Here is a 23,877-nt window from a genome sequence, read left to right as displayed (position 1 = left end):
CCGTCCCGTGTGCGGGAGGGCTCCTGGCGGCGGTGCACCGGACGATGCGGCCCGGTCCCGGTCGGGACCGGGCCGCACACTCAGGTCAGCTCAGGCCGTTGACGGTCTCGCGGACCTTGGTGATGACCTCTTCGGGCATCGGGGCGTAGGCGGCGTCCTTCAGCAGGCCCTGGCCGTCCTCGGAGGCCATGTAGCCGAGGAAGGACTTGACCGCGGGGAGCGTGTCGGCCTTGTTGCCCTTGTCGCAGACGATCTCGTAGGTCACCAGCGTGATCGGGTAGGCGCCCTCGGCCTTGGTCGCGTAGTCGAGCTCGAGGGAGAGGTCCTTGCCGGTGCCGACCTGCTTGGCCGCGGCGATGGCCTGGGTGGCGTTGTCCAGGGTGGCCTCGACCGGCTTGGAGGCGCCCGTGTCGATGCTGACCGTCTTCATGCCGTCCTTGGCGTAGGAGAGCTCGAAGTACGAGATCGCGCCCGAGGTCTGCTTCACCTGCTGGGCCAGGCCGGAGGAGCCCTGCGCGGACTGGCCGCCCTTGGCCTCCCAGGCCTTGCCCGGCTCGTACTTCCAGTCCTTCGGCGCGGCGGCCTTCAGGTACTTGGTGAAGTTGTCCGTCGTACCGGACTCGTCCGAGCGGTGGAAGGCCTGGATCTTGAGGTCCGGCAGCGTGGCGTCGGGGTTGAGCTTCTCGATCGACGGGTCGTTCCACTTGGTGATCTTGCTGTCGAAGATCTTGGCGAGGGTGGGCGCGTCCAGGACGAGGTTGTCGACGCCCTCCACGTTGTAACCGACGGCGACCGGGCCGCCGACCATCGGGATGTCGATGGCCTGGCCGCCGGTGCAGACCTTCTTGGACTGCTCGACCTCTTCGGGCTTCAGCGCGGAGTCCGAGCCGGCGAACGCGGTCTGGCCCTGCAGGAACGCGGTGATGCCCGCGCCCGAGCCGGTCGGGTTGTAGTTGACCTGCACGCTCTTGCAGGCCGCGGTGTACTGCTTGACCCACGCGTCGATCGCGTTCTTCTGCGCGGAGGAGCCCGACGCCTGCAGCTGGCCCTTGGCGTCGTCGCACTTGATGTTGCTCTGGGCGGCGGCGTTGGAGGAGCCTTCGCCCGGGTTGCCGGTGTCGTCGGAGCCGCACGCCGTGAGGGCCAGGGCGCCGGAGACGGCGAGAGCACCGAGAGCGAGGGCCCGCCGGTTCATGCGCTGAAGCTTCACTTGAGTTCCTTCCAGGAGCCGCCGTCCTGAATCGGCGGCGTGCGAAGTCTGAGTGACGCTGACGCGGTCGCACTCAGCAGGCGCGGCTCGCGTCGGTAAGGCCGAAATTAGGCAGATCAGGTGAAGGCGCCGATGGCCGCACATGAACGAGGGGTGAACCCCTGCCTAAGGCCTGGTGAGGTCACGGAATGCTTACGGGGAGAGCGCGACGGCATCGCGCTTTCGCGGACGAAACGGGACCGTCCGGTCAGCCGGCGGTCCGGGGCGGACGCAGAACGGCCAGCAGTTCGTCGACCAGGGGCCGGTCGTCCGGCCGGGTGAGACGGGCACGCGCGGTGGCGGGCGCCAGCCACAGGACCCGGTCCACCTCGTCCGTCGGGGAGAACGCACAGGACAGAGCCTCGGCCGCCCAGTAGCGGACGTGCTTGGGACGGCCGTCGGCCAGATAGCGCTGGTCGGACAGCTCGGCGCCCGGCTCGGCCCGGCAGCCCGTCTCCTCCGCCACCTCGCGCAGGGCACCCGCGAGTGCCTCCTCGCCGGGCTTCAGCTTGCCCTTCGGCCAGGACCAGTCGTCGTATTTCGGCCGGTGGACCAGGCACAGCCGCAACTCGCCGGTGGCGGTGCGGCGCCACAGGACGCAGCCGGCCGCCCGGACGGTGGTGCCGGGGACATCCGGGCTCATCCGGGGCTCACCACCTCTGTCTGCCAGCACTGCTGGAACGCGAAGCGCGCCGCCTCCACCTCGTGCCGCTGGTCGGCGTGGAGCACGCCCAGGGCGTACGCCGTGGCGGGAGCGATCCGGGGGGTGCGGGCCGCCTGGGCCGCCGCCGCACCCGCCTCCGAGGCGTCACGGTGCCGGTTCAGAGCCTGTCCGGCGGAGAGCAGGCGCAGGTCGACCACCGCGTTGCCCTGGGGGCCGCTGACGGCCTCGCGGGCGTAGCGGTGCAGGCGCAGCAGCAGACGGACCTGGTGCCACGGCGCGTCCTGCGGATGCGGGACCGTGTCCGGGGACAGGCCGTGGACGAGGGCCGCGGCGTTGTACGGGTTCCCGGCGGTGACGAGGGGGAGGGCGGCCACGGCGTCGGCGAGGCGGTCCTGGGCGGCGGTGGCGAGGGGGCGCAGGTCGGTGCCGCCGGCGGTCCTGGTGAGGGGGACCTCGCTGGCCAGGACGGCGACCTTGTCCGCGACGGCGTGGAAGCGGCTGCTGCCCAGGGCTTGCAGGGCCGTGGAATGGGCCCGGGTGCGGGCGAGGGTCAGCTGCCGGTCGAGCAGGGCGCCCGCCTTGGCGGCGCCCACGGTGAGATCGCCGCGTTCCTGGGCGGGGGCACCGGCCTCGGCGGGTGCCGTCGCGCCCGCCCGCGCACCCGTCTGCGCCGGACGGGCCGTGGAACCCGACAGGCGGTGCAGCGCCGTCAGCAGGCGCTCCAGCCGGGCCGTGTACGCGTGCTCCATGGCCAGCGTCCCCGACACCCAGGCGAGTTCGGGGCGCATCGCCTCGCACCAGTCGGTGTCGAGGAGGGACTGGAAGGTGTGCAGGCCGGCGCTGACGCGGCGGGCCGAGCGGCGCAGGGCGCGGGCCGCCTCGGCGGACCCCTCCGAGCCGTTCGCCCCCGCCCCCGTCTCCCGGTGCAGGCGCAGCGCTCGGAGGAACTCCGTGGCCTGGGCCCGCAGATAGCCCGCGAGGGTGTCTCCGGTGGGGGCGGGCCCGGCCAGGGGGCTCGTCGGGTCAAGGTGTCGCTGTGCCACGCCGGCGCCTCCGGGCGTCTATGAGCATCTCCTGGACGTTGCGCAGGGGCTGTCCGTCCGCGTCGGTCGCATGCCGGGTCCAGTCGCCGTCCGGGCCGAGGTGCCAGGAGGCGGTGGAGTCGGACATGCCGGTCTCCAGCAGCCGGTTCAGGGCTGCCCGGTGGGCCGGGTCGGTGACCCGGACCAGGGCCTCTATCCGGCGGTCGAGGTTGCGGTGCATCATGTCGGCGCTGCCGAACCACACCTCGGGCTCGCCGCCGTTGCCGAAGGCGAACACCCGGGAGTGCTCCAGGAAGCGGCCGAGGATCGAGCGGACCCGGATGTTCTCCGACAGGCCCGCCACGCCCGGGCGCACCGCGCAGATGCCGCGCACCCAGATGTCCACCGGCACGCCCGCCTGGGCGGCGCGGTAGCAGGCGTCGATGACGGCCTCGTCGACCATCGAGTTGACCTTGATGCGGACGTACGCGGGGCGCCCCGCACGGTGGTGCTGGACTTCCTTGGTGATCCGCGAGACCAGGCCGTCGCGCAGCGACTTGGGCGCCACGAGCAGCCGGCGGTAGGTCTCCCGGCGCGAGTAGCCGGACAGGCGGTTGAAGAGGTCCGAGAGGTCCGCGCCGACCTGGGGGTCGGCCGTGAGCAGCCCGAGGTCCTCGTAGAGGCGGGCCGTCTTCGGGTGGTAGTTGCCGGTGCCGACGTGGCTGTAGCGGCGCAGCGTCTCGCCCTCCTGGCGGACCACCAGCGACAGCTTGCAGTGGGTCTTCAGGCCGACCAGGCCGTAGACCACGTGGCAGCCGGCCTCCTCCAGCTTGCGCGCCCACTTGATGTTGGCGTGCTCGTCGAAGCGGGCCTTGATCTCGACCAGCACCAGGACCTGCTTGCCGGTCTCGGCGGCCTCGATGAGCGCGTCGACTATCGGGGAGTCGCCGGAGGTGCGGTACAGGGTCTGCTTGATCGCGAGGACGTCCGGGTCGCCGGCCGCCTGCTCCAGGAAGGCCTGGACGGAGGTGGAGAAGGAGTCGTACGGGTGGTGCAGCAGCACGTCCCGCTCGCGCAGCGCGGCGAAGATGTCCGGCGGGGACGCCGACTCGACCTCGGCGAGATCGCGGTGGGTGCCGGCGACGAACTTGCGGTACTTCAGCTCGGGCCGGTCCAGTGAGGCGATGCGGAACAGGCCGGTGAGGTCCAGCGGGCCGGGCAGCGGGTAGACCTCGGCCTCGCCGATCTTCAGCTCGCGCACCAGCAGGTCCAGGACCTCGCGGTCGATGGACTCCTCGACCTCCAGGCGCACCGGCGGCCCGAAGCGGCGCCGCATGAGCTCCTTCTCCAGGGCCTGGAGGAGGTTCTCGGCGTCGTCCTCCTCGACCTCCAGGTCCTCGTTGCGGGTGAGGCGGAAGGCGTGGTGCTCCAGGACCTCCATGCCCGGGAACAGCTCCTCCAGGTGGGCGGCGATGACGTCCTCGATGGGGACGTAGCGGCCCGGGGAGCTCTCCAGGAAGCGGGACAGCAGCGGCGGCACCTTCACGCGGGCGAAGTGCTTGTGGCCCGTGACCGGGTTCCGTACGACGACGGCCAGGTTGAGGGACAGGCCGGAGATGTACGGGAAGGGGTGCGCCGGGTCGACCGCCAGCGGGGTCAGCACGGGGAAGATCTGGTGCCGGAACAGGGTGAACAGGCGGGCCTGCTCCTTCTCCTGCAGTTCGTTCCAGCGGACCAGGTGGATGCCCTCCTCGGCGAGCGCGGGGGCGACGTCCTCGTGGTAGCAGGCGGCGTGCCGGGCCATGAGCTCGCGCGAGCGGGCCCAGATCATCTCCAGCACCTCGCGCGGCTGGAGGCCGGAGGCGGAGCGGGTGGCCACGCCGGTGGCGATACGGCGCTTCAGTCCGGCCACCCGGACCATGAAGAACTCGTCCAGGTTGCTGGCGAAGATCGCGAGGAAGTTGGCCCGCTCCAGCAGGGGCGTGTTCGGGTCCTCGGCGAGTTCGAGGACCCGCTCGTTGAACGCGAGCCAGCTGCGCTCCCGGTCCAGGAACCGCCCCTGCGGCAGCTGGGGCCCGTCGTACGGCGATTCCTCGTACGCGTCGAGGTCGGCGTCGATGTCCGGTTCCAGATCGGAGACCGCCGCCGACACCGTGTGGGGGCGGTGGGCTGCTATGGAGCCCACGGAGGGCTGCGCGTGCTGGACCTGTGCCTGGGTCTTCGGCTGGCTCATGGACCCATTCTTCCGCGCCGCGAGCATCACGGGCGCGTCGGACAGCGCGGGCGGGAGCGGGGGTGTCACATGAGTGCTCCCGTTTCCCTCGGGACCCTCGCGGGGCGGGGGAGGCTCGGGCACGGCGGGATTCATTGGCCGAGCTTCGCAAGCTCGTCTGAATCGACGGTTACGGGGACATGACGTGCGGGATAGCGGGGGGCGGCTCGCGGGGGTCCGCGGGGCCGGGTGAGGGGGCCGGGCGGCTGTCCACAGGCTGTGGACGGCATTCGGGGGCGCCGCACGTCCGGGAGTGTCCCGGAGGGGCGGGCCGCGCGTCCATCACTCCGTGGAGCGCGGGCCCTGCCCGCCGCCGGCACGGCCCTCGCCGCTACAGGACGAGGGCCGCACGGTGGGTCCGCGGCACCGCCCGCAGCGGGCCGCCCCGGTGGAGGGCGGGGCGGGCCGCTGCGGTCATACGGCGGTTCCCGTGCGGCGGCGCAGCACGGCGAAGGCGATTCCGGTGGCCAGGGCGGCGACGGCGAGGAGGATGCCGGTCTCCACCAGCTGGAGGGGCCAGAAGTGGGAGGCCGGGTGGTGGTCGGCGTAGTAGTGGGTGATGCCGTGCTCGGCGTCGCAAGCGGGTTCGCCCGTGCACGCCGGGTACGTGACGCGGGCACCGGTGGCGGTCAGGGCACCGTCCTCGACGATCATGCCGCCGGAGCCGGGAGTCGTGTCCGGGGCCGTCACGACGGTCTCCACCGGCCACAGGTGTGGGCGCAGGTCGTCGAGGAGGCTGCTGAGCGAGAAGACGGCCAGGACCGCTACGCCGAGGGCGGGCAGCGTCCGGCGCACCAGCAGGCCCACCAGGACGCCGACGGCCAGCGCGGCGAGGGCCTGGGCGGCGGCGATGGTGCCGTTGACCTCGAAGACGCCGTCGTCGTGCCACGCGCGCCAGCCCATGGCGCCGATCAGGGAACGGTTCGACGACCACAGCACGCGGTGCAGCAGCGTCAGCGTGAACGTGCCCGCCAGCAGCAGCAGGGCCGGGACAGCGAGCTTGGCGGCCAGCCAGCGGGCCGGGGAGACCGACTGGGTCCAGGCCAGTCGGGCGGTGCCGCTCTCCAGCTCGCGGCCGATGAGCGCCCCGCCCGCCCACGCGCCGGTGAGCAGGGGGAGGAGCCCGAGGAGGCCGGTGCCGACTGCCACGGCCGTCTGGTAGCGGACGTTCGCGGGCCCCGGGGAGTCGCAGCCCAGGTTCGGGCGGGGCCCGCCGCAGCCCAGGTCGGTGTACTCGGCCCAGGCGGCGTCCGCTCCCGGCCCGATGGCCCACAGCAGTGCCCCGCCGGCCACCGCCACCAGCCCGAGCCAGAAGTACAGCGCCGTGCGGTGCAGCCGAAGCATGGCCAGGAGCAGGCCGCGCGACTGCGGGGAGCGCCGGGCGGTGGTCGCGGGTGCCCGCTCGGTCATGGCGGTCATACGGCGGCCTCCCGCGCGTCGAGTTGGAGCGGTGGGGTGTCGGGTGAGCGCAGGTGGGCCAGAACGACCTCCTCCAAGGAGGGGCGGTCGCCCCGTAGCCCGTCGCCGAGGGGGCCGGCGGGCCGGACCAGGGCGGTCAGCTGGCGGCCGGTGGTGCGGGACTCGACCACGGTGTGCGGGGCCAGGGCGTCGCCCGTCCGGCCCGTGACCAGGGTGTGCGCGGAGAGCAGGTCGTCCAGCGGCCCGGCGAGCCGGACGCGGCCCGAGCCGAGCAGCAGCAGGTGGTCGCAGGAGCCCTCCAGCTCCGCGACGACGTGCGAGGACATGACAATCGTGGTGCCACGGTCGGCGGCGTCGGCCATGAGCGTGGCGGTGAGCTGGTGCCGGGCGAGGGGGTCGAGGTCGGCCATCGGCTCGTCCAGGAGCAGCAGTTCGGGGCGTTTGCCGAGGGCGAGGGCGAGCGCGACGCGGGTGCGCTGGCCTCCGGAGAGCGCACGGATCTTCGTGTCCGGGTCGAGGCCGCCCTCCGCGACGATCCGCTCGGCGGTCCGGGCGTCCCAGCGGCGGGGGTTGAGGTCCCGGCCGAGCCGCAGGGTGCCGGCGATGGTGAGATGGGGGTACAGGGGCTTGTCCTGCGCGACGTAGGCGAGGCGCTCGCGGGCCGCCGCCGGGCTCTGGCCGAGGACGGTGATGGTGCCCTCGGTGGGGCGGATCAGGCCGGCCGCCAGGGCGAGCAGGGTGGACTTGCCGGCGCCGTTCGGGCCGGTGACGGCGCAGACGCCGCCCGCGGGAAGCTGGAAGGCGCAGCCTTCCAGCGCGGCCCCGCGGCGTCGCCCGAACCTCCTGCCCAGCGCCGCCGCCTCGATGGCGGTGTCGGTCATACGTCCCCCTTGAAGTCTGCGAACTGCGCGTCGAGTACGGAAGTGAAGAGGGCGGCCACGTCCTCGCGCTCCAGGCCGGCCTCGCGCGCCCGGGCCGCCCAGGCGTCCAGCTCCCCGCGGAGCGGGGAGTCGGCGGGGGCGGTGCTCAGGGACTTGCGGACGAAGGTGCCCAGTCCGCGGCGGGCCTCCACCAGGCCCTCGCGCTCCAGCTCCCGGTAGGCCTTGAGGACCGTGTTCGGATTGATGGCGGTGGCCTCCACGACCTCGCGGGCCGTGGGGAGCTTGTCACCAGGCTCCAGCAGGCCCAGGCGCAGGGCCTGTTTGGTCTGCTGGACGATCTGGACGTAGGTGGCCACGCCGCTGCGCCGGTCGATGCGGTACTCGACCACCGGAACCACCCTTTCACTAATTGAGTAGTGAAAGGGTGGTGGAAGGAGGGCCGGAAAGTCAAGCGTGCTTTCGTGAACCGTTCGACCCGGGCCGTCCGATGAGGAGACGTGAGCGATACGAGAAGCGACGGGGAGCTGCTGCGGGCCATGGCCGCGGAGGCGACCGGCGTGCCTTCGAGGAGCAGTACCGGCGTTACGCGCCGTGGCTCCGGGCCCGGCCGCGGGGGCGGTGCGCCGACCTCGGCGTCGTCGACGGCGTCGTGTCGCGGGCGGGCTGTTGACCACGGCCGTTCTGGCCATGCTGTTCTGACCCGGCCGCTGGGCGCTGTTCGCGCCGGTGCGGGACGTGCGGTGGGCGGCCGCGCACGGCCGGTGGGCGGTCGGGCCGGCGGCGGCGGTGCCGCTGGGCGCGCTCCGCGCGCTGGAGCCCCTGGGGTGCCGGGTCCTGGGCCGGCTGGTCCTCCGGTAGGAGAGATCGCACGCCGGGTGGTTGTGCACACGGGGGAGAGAGCGCAGGGAGGTCGGGTTCTTCCCACCCTTCCGACAACCACCCGTTGTGCCGCTAGGCTGCCCTTGTGGATCTGAAAGCCGTACGCGCCTTCGTCGCCATCGCCGACTCCGGGCAGTTCCAGAAGGCCGCCGTGGACCTGGCCCTCACCCAGCAGGCCGTGTCCAAGCGGATCGCCGCGCTGGAGAAGGACCTCGGGGTGCGGCTGCTGGTCCGTACGCCGCGAGGGGCGGAGCTCACCATCGACGGGCAGGCCCTGCTGCCGCACGCCCGGGTCGTGCTCCAGGCGGAGGAGCGGGCGATGGCCGCCGTACGGCCCGGGGACCGGGTGCTGCGGGTGGACGTCGTGGGACGCCGGGCCGCCACCGGCGGGCTGGTGCAGCACTTCCACCGGGCGCACCCGGACACCGCGTTGGACGTCGTCACGCTGTTCGACGGGGAGACGGCCGTGACCGCCGTGCGGGACGGGGCCGTCGACGCCACCTTCCGCGCCGTCACCATGCCCGGGCAACGGCTCCCCGACGGCATCACGGCCACCCCGGTCCTCGACGAGCCGCTCCAGCTGTGCGTCGGCCCCGGCCACGCGTTCGCCCGGGCCGACCGGGTGACACCCGCGCAGCTGGCCGGGCACCGGATCTGGATGCCGGGCAACGTGCCCGGGACCGAGTGGCACGCCTACTACGAGGAATTCGCCGCGGCCTTCGGGCCGGCCATCGACACCATCGGGCCCAACTTCGGCCTGGAGGCGCTCCTCGACACGGTCGCCGGCTCCCCGACCGTGGCGACCATCCTCAGCGAACGGACCCCGCACGTCTGGCCGGTCGCGCACGACCTGCGGCTCGTGCCGCTGCGGGACCCGGTCCCCGTCTACCCGCACTCCCTGCTCTGGCGCACGGACAACCCGCATCCGGGCTTGAGCGCCCTGCGTGACTACCTGACGGCGACCCGTCCGCTGCCCCCGCGGGGCGAGACCTGGCGTCCGGCGTGGGCGCGACACCCGCCTACCCGAGGCGCTTCTCCATCAGCGTGAAGGACTTGGGCGCCCCGCCCGGCTGCGGTTTGCCCTCCTTGCGTCCCACCACCCGGTAACCGGCCTCGCGGTAGTACGCGTTGAGCGGGGCGTTCGTCGCCAGGCAGTCCAGGCGCACCGCCGTGCGCCCCGCCGCGGCCACCCGGCCCTCCGCGGCGGCGAGCAGCAGCCGCCCCGTCCCGGGCGCCGCGGCGGTCCGGTCCACCATCAGCCGGTGCACGTATCCGGCCACCGGTGGCCGCGGTCCCCAGGCGTCCTCGTCCTGCCACCACAACTCCCAGGCGCCCGCGAGACGTCCGCCGGACTCCGCGAGCCAGACCTCGCCGCCGGCCATGACCCGGCGGAAGTGGTCCTCGTCCAACTCGCCGGGACGCCACTGCCCGGTGATGCCACGGGCCGACATCCAGCGGGCCGCGTCGTCCCGGAGAGCGACGAGCACGGGCAGGTCGGAGCCGGTGGCGGGCCGGACGTGGAGCGCACGCGTCCGCGGCACGGCTCAGGTCTCCGTCCGGTACATCAGGTCCACCTCGTGCGTGACGAACCCCAGCCGCTCGTACACCGACACCGCCGCCTTGTTGTCGGCGTCGACGTAGAGCATCGCCGTCGGCAGGCCCTGCCCCGCCAGATGCCGCAGCCCGATCGTGGTCAGGGACTTGCCGAGGCCGCCGCCCTGCGCGCCGGGGCCGACGCCGAGGACGTAGACCTCGCCGAGACCCTCCTCGGCGTGCACCTTGGTCCAGTGGAAGCCGACCAGTTCGTCGCCGCGGAAGGCGAGGAGGAACCCGGCGGGGTCGAACCACGGCTCGGCCTTGCGGTCGTCGAGGTCGCGCTGGGTGAGGGAGCCCTGCTCGGGGTGGTGGGCGAAGGCGGCGGCGTTCACCGCGAGCCAGGCCGCGTCGTCCTGCCCGGGGACGAAGGTGCGCACGGTGACACCCTCGGGGAGCACCGGGTCGGGCGCGTCGAAGCCGGTCAACGGCCGTCGCATCTGACGCAGTTCACGGAAGAGCGTCAGGCCGAGGACCTGGGCGAGGTGCCGGGCCGCGGAGTGCCCGCCGTGCGCCCACACCCGCAGCCGCTTGCCCGACGCGGCCAGCAGCGCGGACCCGAGCGCCCGGCCGTGCCCGTGTCCGCGATGCCCGGGATGCACCACCAGCTCGGCGGCCGGCGGCTCCACCGGGTCGGTGTCCTCCAACTGGGCGTAGCCGACGAGTTCCCCGCCGGCGGTGAGCAGGAGATGGGACACGCCCTCCCGCTCCCCGCCCGCCCGTCTCCCACCACCACCCTCAACGGAGTCGCTTCGCGACGCCCTGAAGTGCTGCAACTGCAACCGGCCCTGTTCGGACACCGCCTGCTGCCCGTCGGTCCGGGCCGCCTCGTCGAGCAGTCCGAGCACGGCCTCGGTCTGCTCGCCGGAGAGCGCGGCAAGGGTCTCGATCGAGCGGGGTCGTCCGGGCCGTACGGTGTCGTCGCTGGTCATGCGTACGAGGGTACGGCGCGCCACCGGCAAAACGGCGGCAAAGAAGCAACCAGGTCGTAACCACGAAACACCTGTCGCGCTACGCGCGTTGACTCTAGGCTGCGCCGGACGGCATCACCGTCCGAGCAAAACCGACAGCAGACCCTCAGGGGGGCGCATGCCAACCACTTCCCCGGCGCATCCGGAGCGCCGGAGACGCCGTACGAACCGTTTCGTCGCTCTCGCCGCCGGTGTGGTCACCGTCGGCGCGCTGGCCGCCGCGGCCTTGCCGGGTTCGGCGACCGCCGGGGAGGGCCACCGCAAGGGCGGGCACTGGCCCGGCCGCTACCAGGACGTGCAGTTGCTGTCCTTCAACGACCTGCACGGCAACCTGGAGCCGCCGGCGGGCTCGTCCGGCCGCGTCACCGAGCACCAGCACGACGGCACCACGAAGACCATCGACGCCGGTGGTGTCGAGTACCTCGCCACGCATCTGCGGCAGGCCCGCAAGGGCGAGAAGTACTCCATCACGGCCGCCGGCGGTGACATGGTCGGCGCCTCCCCGCTGATCTCCGGGCTGTTCCACGACGAGCCGACCATCGAGGCGCTGAACAAGCTCGACCTCGACGTCACCTCCGTCGGCAACCACGAGTTCGACGAGGGCGCCAGGGAACTGGCCCGTCTGCAGAACGGCGGCTGCCACCCGAAGGACGGCTGCTACACGGACGAGAAGTTCACGGGCGCCGACTTCCCCTACCTCGCGGCCAACGTCCTCGACGAGAAGACGAAGAAGCCGATCCTCAAGCCCTACTGGGTGTGGAAGAAGAGCGGCGTCAAGGTCGGCTTCATCGGCGTGACCCTGGAGGGCACTCCGGACATCGTCTCCGCCGAGGGCGTCAAGGGCCTGTCCTTCAAGGACGAGGTCGAGACGATCAACAAGTACGCCAAGGTGCTCCAGCGGCAGGGCGTGAAGTCGATCGTCGCCCTCATCCACGAGGGCGGCTTCCCGGCGTCGACGTCGTACAACTACGACTGTGACGCCCCGGGCGCGGGCGACGGCATCTCCGGCCCGATCGTCGACATCGCCAAGAACGTCACGCCGCAGGTGGACGCGCTGGTCACCGGCCACACCCACAGCGCGTACGTGTGCAGCATCACCGACCCGGCGGGCAAGCCCCGCATGGTCACCTCGGCCGCGTCCTTCGGCCGTCTCTACACGGACACCACGCTGACGTACGACCGCAGGACCGGCGACATCGCCCGTACGGCGGTGAAGTCCGCGAACCGCGTGGTCACCCGGGACGTCCCCAAGGCGCCCGACATGACCGAGCTGATCAGCAAGTGGAACACCCTGGCCGCACCCATCGGCAGCAAGCCGATCGGCTACATCTCCGGCGACATCGGCAACACCGGCACCGAGTCCCCGCTCGGCGACCTCATCGCCGACGCGCAGCTCGCCCACGGCAAGCAGCTCGACCCGGAGACCGACCTGGCGCTGATGAACCCGGGCGGAATCCGGGCGCCCCTGACGTACGCGGCCAAGGCCGGTGAGGGCGACGGAGTCGTCACCTACGCCGAGGGCTTCACGGTCCAGCCGTTCGCCAACACCGTCAACCTCCAGGACTTCACGGGCGCGCAGCTGATCCAGGTGCTCAAGGAGCAGGTGACCGGCCCGAACGCGGCGGCCCCGAAGGTGCTCCAGGTCTCGTCGGGCCTGACCTACACGCTGGACCTCACCAAGTCCGGCGCCGACCGGGTGGTCACGGACAGCATCAGGCTGAACGGCTCGGCCATCGACCCGGCGGCCACCTACCGCGTCGCGACGAACAGCTTCCTCGCGGGCGGCGGCGACGGCTTCCCGACCCTCGGCCAGGGCACGAACGACGTCGTCGGCAGCGACGACCTGAGCGCCTTGGAGCAGTACCTGACGGCGAACTCCTCGGCGTCGAACCCGATCGCCCCGCCGACGGCGGACCGCATCATGATCGTGAAGTAAGTCGCATACCCGGGGTTCGAGTTGCGGGTGGGGGAGGTGCGCATGATCGGATGGATCGATGCGTACCCCCCACCACGTAGCTGCGCATCCCCGTCCGAACCCGTACGAGGAGCTCGCCGCCCTCGATGACGGACCTCTGGAGGAGACCCCTGCGGAGGAGTTCCTCGCGAAGGAACCGGACGCGGGCGCCGAGGACGCCTGGACTCCGCCGGACCACCGCCGTGGCGGCAGGCGGCGCAGGAAGAATCGTTTCGCTGGCCTGCCGCTCGCGGTGAAGGCGGTGGTCGGCCTGGCCGTCCTCGCCGCCTTCACCACCCTCGCCGACCGCTGGACCGTGCTGTACGCCGAGCACCGCGCCGCGGACACCCTGAAGGACCGCCTCGATCTGGCCGCGGCGCCCGAGGTGGAGATCGGCGGCTTCCCTTTCCTCACCCAGCTCGCCGGCAAGCGGCTGGAGTCGGTGAAGGTGACCGTCCCGGACGTCGCCGCCGACCGGGTCTCCCTGGCGAAGGTGTCGGCCACGGCCCACGACGTACGCCTGGACGCCGACGGCCTCACCTCCGTGCGCGGCGCCCACGTCCCCCGCTTCGAGGGCGAGGTCCAACTGGCCTTCGCCGACCTCAACCGCGAACTCGGCGCCTCCCAGGTGACGTTCACCGACGCGGGCCGTGACCGGGTCCGGGCGACCGGCACCCTGCCCGTCGCCGGCCACGACCTGCGACTGCGGGCCGAGGCCCGGATCCGGCGGCAGGGCGAGCGGGGCATCTCCACCGAGATCGGCAACATGCGCCTGGACATCGGCGACCTGGCCACCTACCGCCCCGGCACCCGCGCCTCGGAGGGCCTGCACCTCACGCCCAAGGGCACCGCCGACCTCGCCCGGCAGACCCGCAAGGCCAAGGCGCTGCTGTCGGTCCCGGCCATCGTGCAGCGGATGGGCGTGCCCGAGGCGACCGTGCGCGAGGCGCTGGCCGACGACGGCAAGCTCGCCGAGCTGACCGGCTCCCCGCGCTTCGCCCGCCAGGCCGCCCGCCTCAACCTCATCGACCTGGCCCTGGACAACCCCGGCGTCATGCGCCGTCTGGGCCTCGACCCCGCACTGCTCGACTCCCTGGCGGGTCTGACCCGCCCGGTGCTGGCCGACCGGCTGTCCCTGGCGTTCGAACTTCCCGAGCCGGAGCAGGGGAACGTGCGACTGCGGGACGTGCGCGTCCAGAAGGACGGCATCCGGGTGCGGGTGTCGGGCTCGGGGCTGAACGTCGGCTCCGGCTCGGGTTCTTGATGAAATGTGGTGTGCAGATGTGTTGACCTCTGTTTGAGTCCTCTTCTAGTTTGCGGGAGCCAACGAGCCGCCGATCTGTACTCGAGGTTCGCTCGAACGTACCGCTCAGAAGGGGACGTCGTGTCACGAAAGACCCATCGGGGGACAGCCGGGCTGGGGGCGCTGCTCGCCTGCGTCACGGCATTCGGCGGGGCCCTGGCCCCTCCCGCAGCCGCCTCACCTGCCCACCGTCCCGCCACCCCGCCGCCCGTGAGCGACTTCAAGGGCGTCAACTGGGCCGACCCGCGCGACAACTTCGCCCACGACGCGGTGGTGCCCTCGGGCCTGTCCGCGTCCGACGGCTACGCCACCACCTACGCCAAGTCCAAGGCGATCATCAGCGGGTTCTCCGAGCTCGGCGCCAACACCGTCCGCCTCCCGGTCAACCCGGCCTCGGTGAACGGGCCGTTCTGGAAGTCCTACCGGGGTGCGATCGACGCCGCCACCGCCCAGGGCTTCAAGGTCATCCTGGGCTACTGGGAGGCCGACGACGCCAAGGACGGCAAGATCGACGACCGGGCGTCATGGGACCGGATGTGGGCGCGCATCACCTCCGCCTACGCCGGCAACTCCCAGGTGTACTTCGAGCCGATGAACGAGCCGTTCGGCTACACCGCACAGGAGTGGACGGACATCGCGGCGAAGTGGGTGAGCACCCACCGCTTCATACCCCGCGACCGGATCCTGATCGGCGGGTACAAGTACAGCGAGGACGTCAAGCCGGTCTGCGCCGACCCGCGCCTGAAGGGCACGCGCCTGGCCTTGCACAATTACGGCTTCTGGCACACCGACTGGACCAGCGTCGACCAGTGGAAGGCCGACTTCAAGAACCGCATCGGCGACTGCGCCTCCCGCACGATCCTCGACGAGTTCGGTGCCTCCATGACCACCGGCCTGGACTACAACGGCCCGGTGGGCACCTCCAACGAGATCGCCTACATCCAGGCCGCGACCGACACCATCCGGGAGTTGGGCCTGGGCTCGGTCTACTGGCCCGGCCTGCGCAGCGGTGACACCTACTCCCTCACCACGCTCCAGGGCACGGGCACGAACCTCAGCCTGACGGTGAACAACCAGAGCGGTCTGGACCGGCTGCACTACGCCTGGAAGCAGCAGTAGGCACCCGGAAGGTGGTGGCCCTTCCGGGCCCGGCGCCGCTCGTCAGCCGGACCCGGAAGGGAGCCGTTCAGGACGCCGAAGGCGTCCAGCCCTGGAGCCAGTCCGCGACCTCCTGGTTCGCGGCCTGCGCGTCGGTCAGATGAGGACGGTTGATGCCGGCCGGGCCCGCACCGGGGCCGCGGTTGCCGTATTCGGCGAACCGGTCGTCCTTCCACGAGAAGCCGCTCATGTCGGTCCACGGCGTGGACTTGATCGCGGCGCTGAGGTTGGTGTTGCGGACCGTGGTCTGCGGATCGAGGGAAGCGTCCCCGCCCGCGTGCCAGGGCCGGCCGAGGTAGAAGGTCCCGGCCGAGACATCGCCGTTCACCGTGGAGTTGGCGATCAGGAAGCCCTTGCGGTTCGCGGCGGTGCTCGGCGCGGTGACGTACCCGGCCGAGGTGCCGTTCCAGCGCTTCTTCAGCGTGATGACGGACCTGTCGACGACGGCCGTGGCCCGGCCGAAGATGAAGTCGACGTTGCCGATGACGTAGGAGTTGGCGACGTACACCCGACCCAGCCGGTCCTTCGACGCGGTGTCGAGCAGCAGCGTGTCCTGGTCGCCGCTGACGATGATCCCGTCGAGGAACACCTTGTCGGCGGCGGTCCGCAGGGCGACGGCCTGCTGGTCCTTGATGACGTTCTGGTTGGCCTTCTCGTCGAAGTCGTTGGAGATGGTCAGGTTGCGCGCCTGGAAGTCGTCGGCCTCGACGGCGACGGTCGCGCTGCCGCCGGTGCCGTAGGTCCCGCCGCCGGGCTTCGGCGTGCCCGAGGCGTTGTTGTAGACGATCGTGGTGTCCTTGCGGCTGCCGCCGGTGCCCTGGATGGTGACGTGCGGCTTGTTGGAGGGCACCTTCACCAGTTCCCGGTACGTCCCCGGCTTCACGGCGATCACCACCCGCGACGGGTTGTTCGCCGGTACGGCGTTCACCGCGGCCTGCACGGTGCGGTACTGGCCGCTGCCGTCCTGGGCGACGGTGAGGGTCGTGGCCGCCGCGGCCTTGGTGGAGGCGGCGGTGGCGGTGGTGCCGATCGAACCCCGAGGCCCGGCCTGGGACTTCAGGAGTGCGGGAAGGGCGTCGGCCTTGTCGAGGGTGTACGGGTAGTACGCCTTCGGATCGAAGGCGCTCCCGCCGGACTCGTTGCGCCCGCTGGTGCCGGAGAAGAGGTTGCCGCGCTGCACGATCGCGGCGCCGCTGTCCTTGATGACGGGGTTCCTGACGCCCTGGAAGAGGGAGTTCTCCAGCACCATCTTGGTGCCGCCGCGCGCGTAGTTCCCGTACGACGACTTGATGGCGGTGCCCGGGGCGTCCTCCAGGAAGTTGTTGTAGAGGTGGGCGTGGGCGGCGTTGTCGGTGGAGGGGTTGCGCTGCTCGGTCTCACGGATCCAGTTGTGGTGGATCGTGATGTCGGTCTTGACGTTCTCGGTCCAGCCGATGCCGAAGGTCTTGTTGTTGTCGCTCAGTCTGTTCCAGGAGACGGTGACGTTCGTGCTGTCCTTGCGGACGTCGATGAGCCCGTCGGCCATGTGCCGCAGATCGTTGTGGTCGATCCACACGTGATGGGCGCCGTCCATCTGGATCGCGTCGAAGTCGTGGTCCTTGTCGTTCCAGATGCCCTGGTACGCGTCCCGGATGGTCAGGTTCCGGATGATCACGTTGTGCACGCCCTGGCCGAGGAAGAACCCGCCGCCGACGATGTGCCCCGAGGTCCCCTGCCCCACGATGGTCTTGTCGGACTTGACCTTGATCTCCTTGCCGACCGGGTTCATGGTGATGGTCCCGGCGACGACGATGACGTAGGGCTCGGTCGCGGTGGCGTACTTCTCCAGCTCGGCGAGCGTCTTGACGGTGACGGTCTTCCCGCCCCGGCCGCCGTACGTCCCGTTCTGCCCGAGGGAGTTGACGGAGGCGAACCCGTCGGCGGTGGCGGCGGACCAGGCGGGGGCGGCGGCGGAGGCCTGCCGGACACCGCCGCCGAGGACACCGAGGTCGGGGCCGTAGGCGAAGGCACCGGCGGCGGTCAGGGCCAGGGGGACCCCTACCGCCAGGGCGGTACGGCTTCTGCGACGGCGGTGCTGGGCCTTGCTGCGCGGCTCACTCATGCGGCGATCCGTTCCGTGTGGGGGAATGACCGCTGACCAGTCGCCGCCCCACACGGAAAGGTTGCCGGTGTCCGCGCCCTACTTCACGCAGGACTCGGGGTCGAGCCTCTCCTCGATCTTGTCCTCGCGTCCGTCGGGCTGACCGTTCGGCAGGAGCTTGTCGGAGATGCCGTCGATGTAGTACCCGTACGAGTAGATCGTCTGATAGCCCCGGTCACGCCAGCTGTGCACGGTCCGGTCGCCGTCGCCCTTGTTCCACTGGTAGTCCTCGACGTGGAAGACCGGGTTCACGCGCACCACGCGCTGGTACGGCGTCCAGGTCACGGCGACCTGCCGGCAGGGCGGAATCGTCTTCTCGCTCCGGGTCTCGAACCGGGACTCCTTCTCCCAGCCCCACTCGTACCCGGCGCTGCCGCCCACGGTTCCGCTGAAGATGCTCTTGGCGAGGGAGAGGCTGATGCTGCCGCCGACGCTCTTCTTCGCGAACGTCTTGGTGCTGTAGCTGCTGACGAAGGTCTCCTTGTCGTCGGCGGACCCCTTGTTCCCGATCCACCGGGACGTGCGGACGGTGTCGCCCTTGATCGACCAGGTCGAGGCCTCGGCGTAACCGCACCAGCCGCGGAACAGCTCCCACGGTCCGGCCGGCTTCCACAGCCCGAAGACGTCCCGCAGGTACTCGTCCCGGGTCTTGAATTCACCGGTGTCGACGTTGAGGGCGCCGTAGACGCCGGTCAGGCTCGTCTCCTGACCGCACAGCCGCTCGATCATCCGGTCGGTGTCCCCGGGGTCGACACCCCGGATGTTGGTCGCCCCGGCGGGCCCGGCCGAGGCGGTCCCCGCGCCGGCCAGCAGACCGGATACGGCGAGGGCGGTGGAGGCGGCGATTACGCCGCATTTCTTGAGAGTTGATGTGCGAATGAGACGCATGTGGGGGGCTCACTCCTGCTTGCGGATGTGTGACGGCGACGAAGATGTCAGAACAGGAGCAGGAGTTCGCGCTACTGATGGGTATGACAGGACATCGACAGGTGCGCGGGGTGTATGTCCTGCCTTATCGGGTGTCGCCGCCGCGACTGACAGCGATCCGCAGCACGTCGCCCAGCGACTCCACGGCCCGGGTCAACGCGAACCGCACGGCGCGTTCACCGGACTTGTCGTCGTGCAGGACGGCTCTGGCACCGGCGAGCACGGTTTCGGCGGACGCGAGCTGAGCGGCCTCGACGTCGTCGGCGAGCCGTGAGAGGAGGCTGTCGGGGTCGTCGGTGCTGAGGTAGCAGGGTCTGCCGTCGGTGCCGGTCCAGGGGAGAAGCCTCATGCGGAGACCTCCAGGGCGCGGAGGTACGGCCGTACGAGGGGGGTGTCCATCACGAGGGGCTCCATGTGGAGGGGGCGGCGGGTGTGTGGCGGGGAGTGCGGGACGGCCGGGGCTCGCCGCACCGCCGTGCGGGCTCGGTGACGCCCTCGGGCGGGGAGCAGGAGCCGTACGAGGAGGAGCAGGGCCGACTCGCCGGGTTCGGCGATGCGCAGGCGCACGGAAGTGTCCCTTCTCGGGGGAGGGGAGGGGGTTGACGAGCGGTGATTACCGTTCGTGCCCTCATCGTCACTGGTGACCCGTACGCTGCGGAAGGGGCCAGGTGTTGCCTGGCGCTCCAGGCAACGGTGAGGGGTGACGTGGAGCAAGTGGTTGACGGCGAGGAGGAGTCGGGCCGTGCAGTCCTGGGGCGGACGCTCAAGTTTCTGCGAGAGCATGCGGGTAAGACACTGGGGCAGCTGGCTGACGAGACTGGCTACGACAAGAGCTACTTGAGCCGCCTGGAGTCAGGCGAACGGCTGTCCAAGCTGGCTGTCATGGAGGATCTGGACAGCTACTACGGGTGTGGGGACCTGCTGGTCAGCCACTGGAAGATCGCTCGGTACGACGCCTTCAAGGACAAGTACAAGAGGTACATGGCGCTGGAGGCGATGGCACGCCAGCTGCGGGTGTACACGCCCAGCGTGCCCGGCTTGTTGCAGACCGAGGAGTTCGCCAGGGAGGTGTTGTCTGGCCCTCAGACAACGGCTGGCAGCACCGAAGAAGTCGAGGAGCAGGTGGCGGCCCGCATGGGACGGCAACTTCTGCTTCGCAAGGAGCCGTCGCCCAATGCCCGCTTCATCATCGACGAGTCGGCGTTGCGACGTCCCTCGGCCAGCGCGGAGACCTGGAACGGGCAACTGCAGCGTCTAGAAGCTGTCGCGCAGTGGCCGAACGTCATCGTCCAGGTGCTCCCTTTCTCCGCTGGAGTCCACCACCTCATGGGCAAAGGATCTCTGACTCTGCTGTGGCAGCGGGACGGAAGTGCTGTGGCCTATACGGAAGGCCATAGCTTGGGCCTGTTGATGGACGATCCGGAGGACGTCATGCACCACCACTTGTCCTACGATCGATTGAGGGATCTGGCGCTGTCCCCGTCGGACTCGCTGACGTTCATCCGGGACGTACTGGAGGAGCACAGAACATGAAGCCCACCCTCGGTCTGGCCACCGCCGTCTGGCGCAAGTCGAGTTACAGCGACGGGGGAGCCAACAACTGCCTTGAAGTCGCCGACAACTGCCCGGACGCAGTTCCCGTCCGCGACAGCAAGCAGTCGGACGGCCCGATACTCGTGTTCGGCGCCGGCCCCTGGGCGTCGTTCCTCTCGTACGTCACGAAGTAAGAGGATCCTCCGGCGGAGGCACCGCCGCCCCCGGCAGCCGTACCGTCGCCACCGCGCCGCCGTCCTCCGCCGGGGAGAGGGACACCTCGCCGCCCGCCTGCTGCACCGTACGGGCCACGATCGACAGACCCAGCCCCGAGCCCGGCAGGGCGCGCGCGCTCGGCGAGCGCCAGAAGCGGTCGAAGACGTGGGGGAGTTCGTCGGCGGGGATGCCCGGGCCGTGATCGCGGACGGTTAGCACGCCCTCGGCCAGGCGGACGTCGATCGTGCCGCCCTCCGGACTGAACTTCACCGCGTTGTCGAGGATGTTGACCATCGCCCGTTCGAGGGCGGAGGGCTCCGCGCGGACGAACCAGGGCTGGACGTCCGCCGTGATCGTGAGCTCAGGGCCGCGCAGCCGGGCCCGCCGCAGCGCCGAGTCCACCGTGTCGTGCCAGGCCACGATCTGGGTGCGGCCCGAGTTCTGACCCGTGTCCGGGCGGGACAGCTCCTGGAGGTCGCCGATGAGCGCGGCCAGTTCCGTCATCTGAGCCTTCACCGACGCGAGCAGTGCCTTGCGGTCCGCCTCGGGGAGGGGGCGGCCCGTCTCCTCGCTGCGGCTGAGAAGCTCGATGTTGGTGCGCAGGGAGGTGAGCGGGGTGCGCAGCTCGTGCCCCGCGTCCGCGATGAGCTGCTGCTGGAGTTCGCGTGAGCTGGTCAGGGCCGAGGTCATGGAGTTGAAGGAGCGGGACAGGCGGGCGATCTCGTCCTCGCTGTCGTCCTCCACGGGGATCCGGATGTTCAGATCCTCCGTACGGGCCACGTGCTCGACGGCCTCGGTCAGCTTGTCGACGGGCCGCAGCCCGGCCCGGGCGACGGCCAGACCGGCGGCTCCGGCGCCGAGCACCCCCACGCCGGAGACCAGGAGGAGGATCAGGGCCAGCTCGTTGAGGGTGGACTGCGTTCCCTTGAGCGGGAGGGCGATGACGAGGGAGTAGTCGGCGGCCAGGCCCTGCCTCATGTCCTCGTCCTTGATGACGACCGCCGTGGTCAGGACGCGCAGCTTGTTCCCGTCGGTGTCGGTGCCGTCGCGGAAGTGGTACCGGCTCGGGTCGGGGTCCCTGGCCACGGCCTTGTCGCCGCTGCTGACCTGCACCTGTGCCGTGGAACTCGAGAAGAGGCACACCGTGCCGTCGGCCCGGACCAGCTGGCCGTAGCTCTTGGGCCGCGATCCCATGCCCAGCGAGTCGGCAGGGGTCTGGCGGCAGCTGTTCGTGAGTCCCTGGAAATCCTCCGGATGCAGCGGTCCGACCGACGACCTCAGGTCGTTGTCGATCTCGTCGTACAACTTCCCCTGTACGAGGAACCAGCACGTCACCGACACCGCCGCCACGGCGAACGCCACCGCAGCCGCCACCAGCAGCGCCAGTCGGGAGCGGATCGGCAGCGAGCGGAACCGGCGTACGAGCTTGGTCACTCCGCGCCGCCCTGCCGCAGTACGTAGCCCACGCCCCGCACCGTGTGGACGAGCCGGGGCTCGCCGCCCGCCTCGGTCTTGCGGCGCAGGTACATGACGTAGACGTCGAGGGAGTTGGACGACGGCTCGAAGTCGAAGCCCCACACGGCCTTGAGGATCTGCTCCCGGGTGAGGACCTGGCGCGGATGGGCCATGAACATCTCCAGAAGCGTGAACTCCGTGCGGGTGAGCTCCACTTGCCGCCCGGCCCTGGTGACCTCGCGCGTCGCGAGGTCCATGCGCAGGTCGGCGAAGGTGAGCGCGTCCTCGTCGGCCGGGTCGGACGCGCCCACGGCCGCCGCGTAGGAGCTGCGGCGCAGCAGGGCGCGGATCCGGGCGAAGAGTTCGTCGAGTTCGAAGGGCTTGACCAGGTAGTCGTCGGCGCCCGCGTCGAGGCCGGTGACGCGGTCGCCGACCGTGTCGCGGGCGGTGAGCATGAGGATCGGTGTCGTGTCTCCCGTGGCACGGATGCGGCGTGCCGCCGTCAGGCCGTCCATGCGGGGCATCTGGATGTCCAGCACGACCAGGTCGGGACGGTACGCCGCGGCCTTCTCCAGCGCGTCCGCGCCGTCGACGGCGACCTCCGTGCCGTACCCCTCGAAGGCGAGGCTGCGCTGGAGCGCTTCGCGTACCGCCGGCTCGTCGTCGACGATCAGGATGCGCTGGGTGTCACGGTCGCCGTCTGCGGAGCTCATGCGTCGGGATCCTCGGGGGTGAAGGGGCGGACGGGGTGCTCTGACGCTCTCAGCCTCCCATGTCGCGGAAGCGGGCCGGGAGGAGCGCCGGTCCCCGTACGGTGCGGCCACCGGCCGGGAGAAGCATCAGCTCGTCCGCTCCCGCCGAGCGTGGAAGGCTGACGCTCGACCGGGCCACCCGCTCCGGTCGCCGCACGGGTACCGGTCAGCGTGCTGCCGGGGGAGACGTCGGCCCCGTACCGCGGTGCCGGGCCGGTGCCGGACGGCTCCCGCGCCCGGCCGTCCCGACCGGCGCCTCCGGCGCCCGGCCGCTCGGCGCGTGCGGCGCGGACGCCACCGTCGGCGCCAGTCCGGTCCCCGCCGGGTCCGCGCCCGGCTCCCTGTGCGCGATCCGCTGGATCATCGTCGTGCTCCTCGCTCGGTGGGACCGGTGTGTGGAGCTCAGTCGGTCGAACCGGCCCGCAGCTTCGCGAGGTCGGCCTTGACGGTGTCGATCGGGATGGCGAAGCCCAGGCCGACGCTGCCCGCGTCGGAGGACGAGGAGGCCTGGCTCGTGGGCGAGTACATCGCGGAGTTGATCCCGATGATGTTGCCGTTCATGTCGATCAGCGCCCCGCCGGAGTTGCCCGGGTTGAGCGACGCGTCGGTCTGGAGCGCCTTGTACGTCGTCGTGCTGGACCCGGTGTCGCCGTTGAACTGGCGTCCGCCGAACTCGAACGGCCACTGGTCGCCCTGCCCCTGGTCCTGCCCCCACTGCCGGCCCTGGTCCTGATCCTGCTCGGTCGGGACGGTGACGTCACGGTCGAGGGCCGAGATGATGCCGCTGGTGACGGTGCCGGACAGCCCCTCGGGGGAGCCGATCGCCACGACCTGGTCGCCTACCTGGAGCCCGGCCGAGTCGCCGAGCGTGGCGGCCTTCAGACCGGAGGCGTTCTCCAGCTTGATCAGCGCCAGGTCCTTCTTGCTGTCGGTGCCGACGATCTTCGCGGTGTAGGTCTTGCCGTCGCTGGTCGTCGCCTTGATCTGCGAGGCGCCGGCGACGACGTGGTTGTTGGTGACGATCTCGCCGTCGCTCGTGATGATCACGCCGGAGCCGGTGGAGGACCCGGCGTTGGAGTCGGCGCTGATCTCGACGATGCTCGGGCTGACCGCCTTCGCGACCCCGGCGACCGTGCCCTTCTGGCTGGAGGGGACCACGTTGGTGCTCGTGGAGCTGGAGGCGACGGTGTCGTTGCCGGTCAGTTCCTGGATGCCGTAGGCGGTGCCGCCGCCTATCGCCGCCGCCACGATCGCCACGGCGGCGATCAGGGCGAGGGGGCCACGGCCGCGCTTCCTCGGATGCGGAGCGTGTGCCGGGGCGTACGCCGGCGGGGGCGGCCACTCGGGGTTCACCGGGGCCTGCTGCTGACCCTCGTAAGGGTTCTCGTACTCGCCACTGCGGTGGAAGCTCTCGGTCATGGCACCGAGCTTGTCGCCCGACCATGAGAGGTTCCTGAGTGCTCTCTGAGAAGCCCGACAGAACCTCGTA

Annotated in this window: 22 protein-coding genes and 1 pseudogene; 7 read left to right on the top strand and 16 right to left on the bottom strand. The window is 71.1% G+C overall.

All coding sequences use genetic code 11. The features are described 5' to 3' along the window. Positions 1-85 precede the first annotated feature (85 nt). The 7 genes from pstS to ABTX62_RS14660 form a co-directional block, all read right to left on the bottom strand. Positions 86-1,210 carry a phosphate ABC transporter substrate-binding protein PstS gene (gene pstS, locus ABTX62_RS14690; RefSeq protein ID WP_352116499.1) on the bottom strand — a complete coding sequence of 375 codons (1,125 nt, stop codon included), beginning with the start codon at positions 1,208-1,210 and terminating at the stop codon, positions 86-88. Between the two features lie 247 nt (positions 1,211-1,457). Further along, a complete protein-coding gene (locus tag ABTX62_RS14685) occupies positions 1,458-1,892 on the bottom strand; it encodes an NUDIX hydrolase (RefSeq protein ID WP_352116498.1) in 435 nt (144 codons plus the stop codon). Beyond that, positions 1,889-2,956 (bottom strand): CHAD domain-containing protein, encoded by a 1,068-nt coding sequence (locus tag ABTX62_RS14680; RefSeq protein ID WP_352116497.1) that lies wholly within the window; start codon positions 2,954-2,956, stop codon positions 1,889-1,891. The genes ABTX62_RS14685 and ABTX62_RS14680 overlap by 4 nt, the downstream gene beginning before the upstream one ends. Then, positions 2,937-5,168, bottom strand: coding sequence for an RNA degradosome polyphosphate kinase (locus ABTX62_RS14675; protein WP_352116496.1), 2,232 nt, complete (start codon positions 5,166-5,168; stop codon positions 2,937-2,939). Before ABTX62_RS14675 ends, ABTX62_RS14680 begins: the two co-directional genes overlap by 20 nt. Before the next feature lie 453 nt (positions 5,169-5,621). Beyond that, entirely contained in the window at positions 5,622-6,626 is a 1,005-nt protein-coding gene (locus ABTX62_RS14670) for an ABC-2 membrane transporter-related protein (RefSeq protein ID WP_352116495.1), read from the bottom strand. Beyond that, entirely contained in the window at positions 6,623-7,507 is an 885-nt protein-coding gene (locus ABTX62_RS14665; protein WP_352116494.1) for an ABC transporter ATP-binding protein, read from the bottom strand. The genes ABTX62_RS14670 and ABTX62_RS14665 overlap by 4 nt, the downstream gene beginning before the upstream one ends. After that, entirely contained in the window at positions 7,504-7,896 is a 393-nt protein-coding gene (locus tag ABTX62_RS14660; protein ID WP_352116493.1) for a GntR family transcriptional regulator, read from the bottom strand. The genes ABTX62_RS14665 and ABTX62_RS14660 overlap by 4 nt, the downstream gene beginning before the upstream one ends. 108 nt (positions 7,897-8,004) lie before the next feature. Between ABTX62_RS14660 and ABTX62_RS14655 the strand changes: the two are divergent. Then, a pseudogene (locus ABTX62_RS14655) lies at positions 8,005-8,159 on the top strand (RNA polymerase subunit sigma-24); the annotation flags it as partial. A 312-nt stretch (positions 8,160-8,471) separates the two neighbouring features. Next, positions 8,472-9,434 (top strand): LysR family transcriptional regulator, encoded by a 963-nt coding sequence (locus tag ABTX62_RS14650; protein ID WP_352116492.1) that lies wholly within the window; start codon positions 8,472-8,474, stop codon positions 9,432-9,434. Here the strand turns inward: ABTX62_RS14650 and ABTX62_RS14645 are convergent. Both ABTX62_RS14645 and mshD read right to left on the bottom strand, forming a co-directional pair. Next, on the bottom strand, positions 9,406-9,927 hold the full coding sequence (locus ABTX62_RS14645; RefSeq protein WP_352116491.1) for a GNAT family N-acetyltransferase: 522 nt from the start codon (positions 9,925-9,927) through the stop codon (positions 9,406-9,408). The genes ABTX62_RS14650 and ABTX62_RS14645 overlap by 29 nt on opposite strands. A gap of 3 nt (positions 9,928-9,930) precedes the next feature. Beyond that, positions 9,931-10,911 (bottom strand): mycothiol synthase, encoded by a 981-nt coding sequence (gene mshD, locus ABTX62_RS14640; protein ID WP_352116490.1) that lies wholly within the window; start codon positions 10,909-10,911, stop codon positions 9,931-9,933. Positions 10,912-11,068: 157 nt separating this feature from the next. Between mshD and ABTX62_RS14635 the strand changes: the two genes are divergently transcribed. From ABTX62_RS14635 to ABTX62_RS14625, 3 genes are all read left to right on the top strand, one after another. Beyond that, entirely contained in the window at positions 11,069-12,886 is a 1,818-nt protein-coding gene (locus ABTX62_RS14635) for a bifunctional metallophosphatase/5'-nucleotidase (protein WP_352116489.1), read from the top strand. A gap of 58 nt (positions 12,887-12,944) precedes the next feature. Then, a complete protein-coding gene (locus ABTX62_RS14630) occupies positions 12,945-14,168 on the top strand; it encodes an LmeA family phospholipid-binding protein (RefSeq protein ID WP_352116488.1) in 1,224 nt (407 codons plus the stop codon). Positions 14,169-14,288: 120 nt separating this feature from the next. Beyond that, the gene (locus ABTX62_RS14625) at positions 14,289-15,326 is read left to right on the top strand and encodes a glycoside hydrolase family 5 protein (protein ID WP_352116487.1); all 1,038 of its coding nucleotides are present in this window, start codon (positions 14,289-14,291) and stop codon (positions 15,324-15,326) included. Positions 15,327-15,393: 67 nt separating this feature from the next. On the opposite strand, the gene ABTX62_RS14620 is transcribed toward ABTX62_RS14625, so the two are convergent. From ABTX62_RS14620 to ABTX62_RS14605, 4 genes are all read right to left on the bottom strand, one after another. Continuing rightward, entirely contained in the window at positions 15,394-17,466 is a 2,073-nt protein-coding gene (locus tag ABTX62_RS14620; RefSeq protein WP_352116486.1) for a pectinesterase family protein, read from the bottom strand. Positions 17,467-17,544: 78 nt separating this feature from the next. After that, positions 17,545-18,393, bottom strand: coding sequence for a hypothetical protein (locus tag ABTX62_RS14615; RefSeq protein ID WP_352116485.1), 849 nt, complete (start codon positions 18,391-18,393; stop codon positions 17,545-17,547). Positions 18,394-18,517: 124 nt separating this feature from the next. Next, positions 18,518-18,781 carry a hypothetical protein gene (locus ABTX62_RS14610; RefSeq protein WP_352116484.1) on the bottom strand — a complete coding sequence of 88 codons (264 nt, stop codon included), beginning with the start codon at positions 18,779-18,781 and terminating at the stop codon, positions 18,518-18,520. Then, positions 18,778-18,999: a hypothetical protein gene (locus tag ABTX62_RS14605; RefSeq protein WP_352116483.1), complete on the bottom strand. Its 222-nt coding sequence runs from the start codon at positions 18,997-18,999 to the stop codon at positions 18,778-18,780. Before ABTX62_RS14605 ends, ABTX62_RS14610 begins: the two co-directional genes overlap by 4 nt. A 138-nt stretch (positions 19,000-19,137) precedes the next feature. Here ABTX62_RS14605 and ABTX62_RS14600 point away from each other — a divergent pair, with 138 nt between their 5' ends. Both ABTX62_RS14600 and ABTX62_RS14595 read left to right on the top strand, forming a co-directional pair. Beyond that, positions 19,138-19,965 (top strand): helix-turn-helix domain-containing protein, encoded by an 828-nt coding sequence (locus ABTX62_RS14600; RefSeq protein WP_352116524.1) that lies wholly within the window; start codon positions 19,138-19,140, stop codon positions 19,963-19,965. Next, a complete protein-coding gene (locus ABTX62_RS14595; RefSeq protein ID WP_352116482.1) occupies positions 19,962-20,159 on the top strand; it encodes a DUF397 domain-containing protein in 198 nt (65 codons plus the stop codon). The genes ABTX62_RS14600 and ABTX62_RS14595 overlap by 4 nt, the downstream gene beginning before the upstream one ends. On the opposite strand, the gene ABTX62_RS14590 is transcribed toward ABTX62_RS14595, so the two are convergent. The 3 genes from ABTX62_RS14590 to ABTX62_RS14580 all read right to left on the bottom strand — a co-directional run bounded on the left by ABTX62_RS14590 (position 20,149) and on the right by ABTX62_RS14580 (position 23,807). After that, positions 20,149-21,615: a sensor histidine kinase gene (locus ABTX62_RS14590; protein ID WP_352116481.1), complete on the bottom strand. Its 1,467-nt coding sequence runs from the start codon at positions 21,613-21,615 to the stop codon at positions 20,149-20,151. The genes ABTX62_RS14595 and ABTX62_RS14590 overlap by 11 nt on opposite strands. Further along, positions 21,612-22,349: a response regulator transcription factor gene (locus ABTX62_RS14585; RefSeq protein ID WP_352116480.1), complete on the bottom strand. Its 738-nt coding sequence runs from the start codon at positions 22,347-22,349 to the stop codon at positions 21,612-21,614. Before ABTX62_RS14585 ends, ABTX62_RS14590 begins: the two co-directional genes overlap by 4 nt. 441 nt (positions 22,350-22,790) lie before the next feature. Next, a complete protein-coding gene (locus ABTX62_RS14580; RefSeq protein ID WP_352116479.1) occupies positions 22,791-23,807 on the bottom strand; it encodes a S1C family serine protease in 1,017 nt (338 codons plus the stop codon). Positions 23,808-23,877: the final 70 nt, after the last annotated feature.

Origin of the sequence: Streptomyces sp. NPDC096046 (genome assembly GCF_040303285.1) — a bacterium.
In the GTDB taxonomy this organism is placed as follows: Bacteria; Actinomycetota; Actinomycetes; order Streptomycetales; family Streptomycetaceae; genus Streptomyces.
This window is presented reverse-complemented; position numbering and strand designations above follow the sequence as displayed.

Coding starts and splice junctions, on each gene's coding strand:
- ABTX62_RS14685 (WP_352116498.1), bottom strand. CDS start 1,892: ATGAGCCCGGATGTCCCCGGCACCACCGTCCGGGCGGCCGGCTGCGTC.
- ABTX62_RS14675 (WP_352116496.1), bottom strand. CDS start 5,168: ATGAGCCAGCCGAAGACCCAGGCACAGGTCCAGCACGCGCAGCCCTCC.
- ABTX62_RS14670 (WP_352116495.1), bottom strand. CDS start 6,626: ATGACCGCCATGACCGAGCGGGCACCCGCGACCACCGCCCGGCGCTCC.
- ABTX62_RS14665 (WP_352116494.1), bottom strand. CDS start 7,507: ATGACCGACACCGCCATCGAGGCGGCGGCGCTGGGCAGGAGGTTCGGG.
- mshD (WP_352116490.1), bottom strand. CDS start 10,911: ATGACCAGCGACGACACCGTACGGCCCGGACGACCCCGCTCGATCGAG.
- ABTX62_RS14635 (WP_352116489.1), top strand. CDS start 11,069: ATGCCAACCACTTCCCCGGCGCATCCGGAGCGCCGGAGACGCCGTACG.
- ABTX62_RS14630 (WP_352116488.1), top strand. CDS start 12,945: ATGCGTACCCCCCACCACGTAGCTGCGCATCCCCGTCCGAACCCGTAC.
- ABTX62_RS14620 (WP_352116486.1), bottom strand. CDS start 17,466: ATGAGTGAGCCGCGCAGCAAGGCCCAGCACCGCCGTCGCAGAAGCCGT.
- ABTX62_RS14615 (WP_352116485.1), bottom strand. CDS start 18,393: ATGCGTCTCATTCGCACATCAACTCTCAAGAAATGCGGCGTAATCGCC.
- ABTX62_RS14610 (WP_352116484.1), bottom strand. CDS start 18,781: ATGAGGCTTCTCCCCTGGACCGGCACCGACGGCAGACCCTGCTACCTC.
- ABTX62_RS14595 (WP_352116482.1), top strand. CDS start 19,962: ATGAAGCCCACCCTCGGTCTGGCCACCGCCGTCTGGCGCAAGTCGAGT.
- ABTX62_RS14585 (WP_352116480.1), bottom strand. CDS start 22,349: ATGAGCTCCGCAGACGGCGACCGTGACACCCAGCGCATCCTGATCGTC.
- ABTX62_RS14580 (WP_352116479.1), bottom strand. CDS start 23,807: ATGACCGAGAGCTTCCACCGCAGTGGCGAGTACGAGAACCCTTACGAG.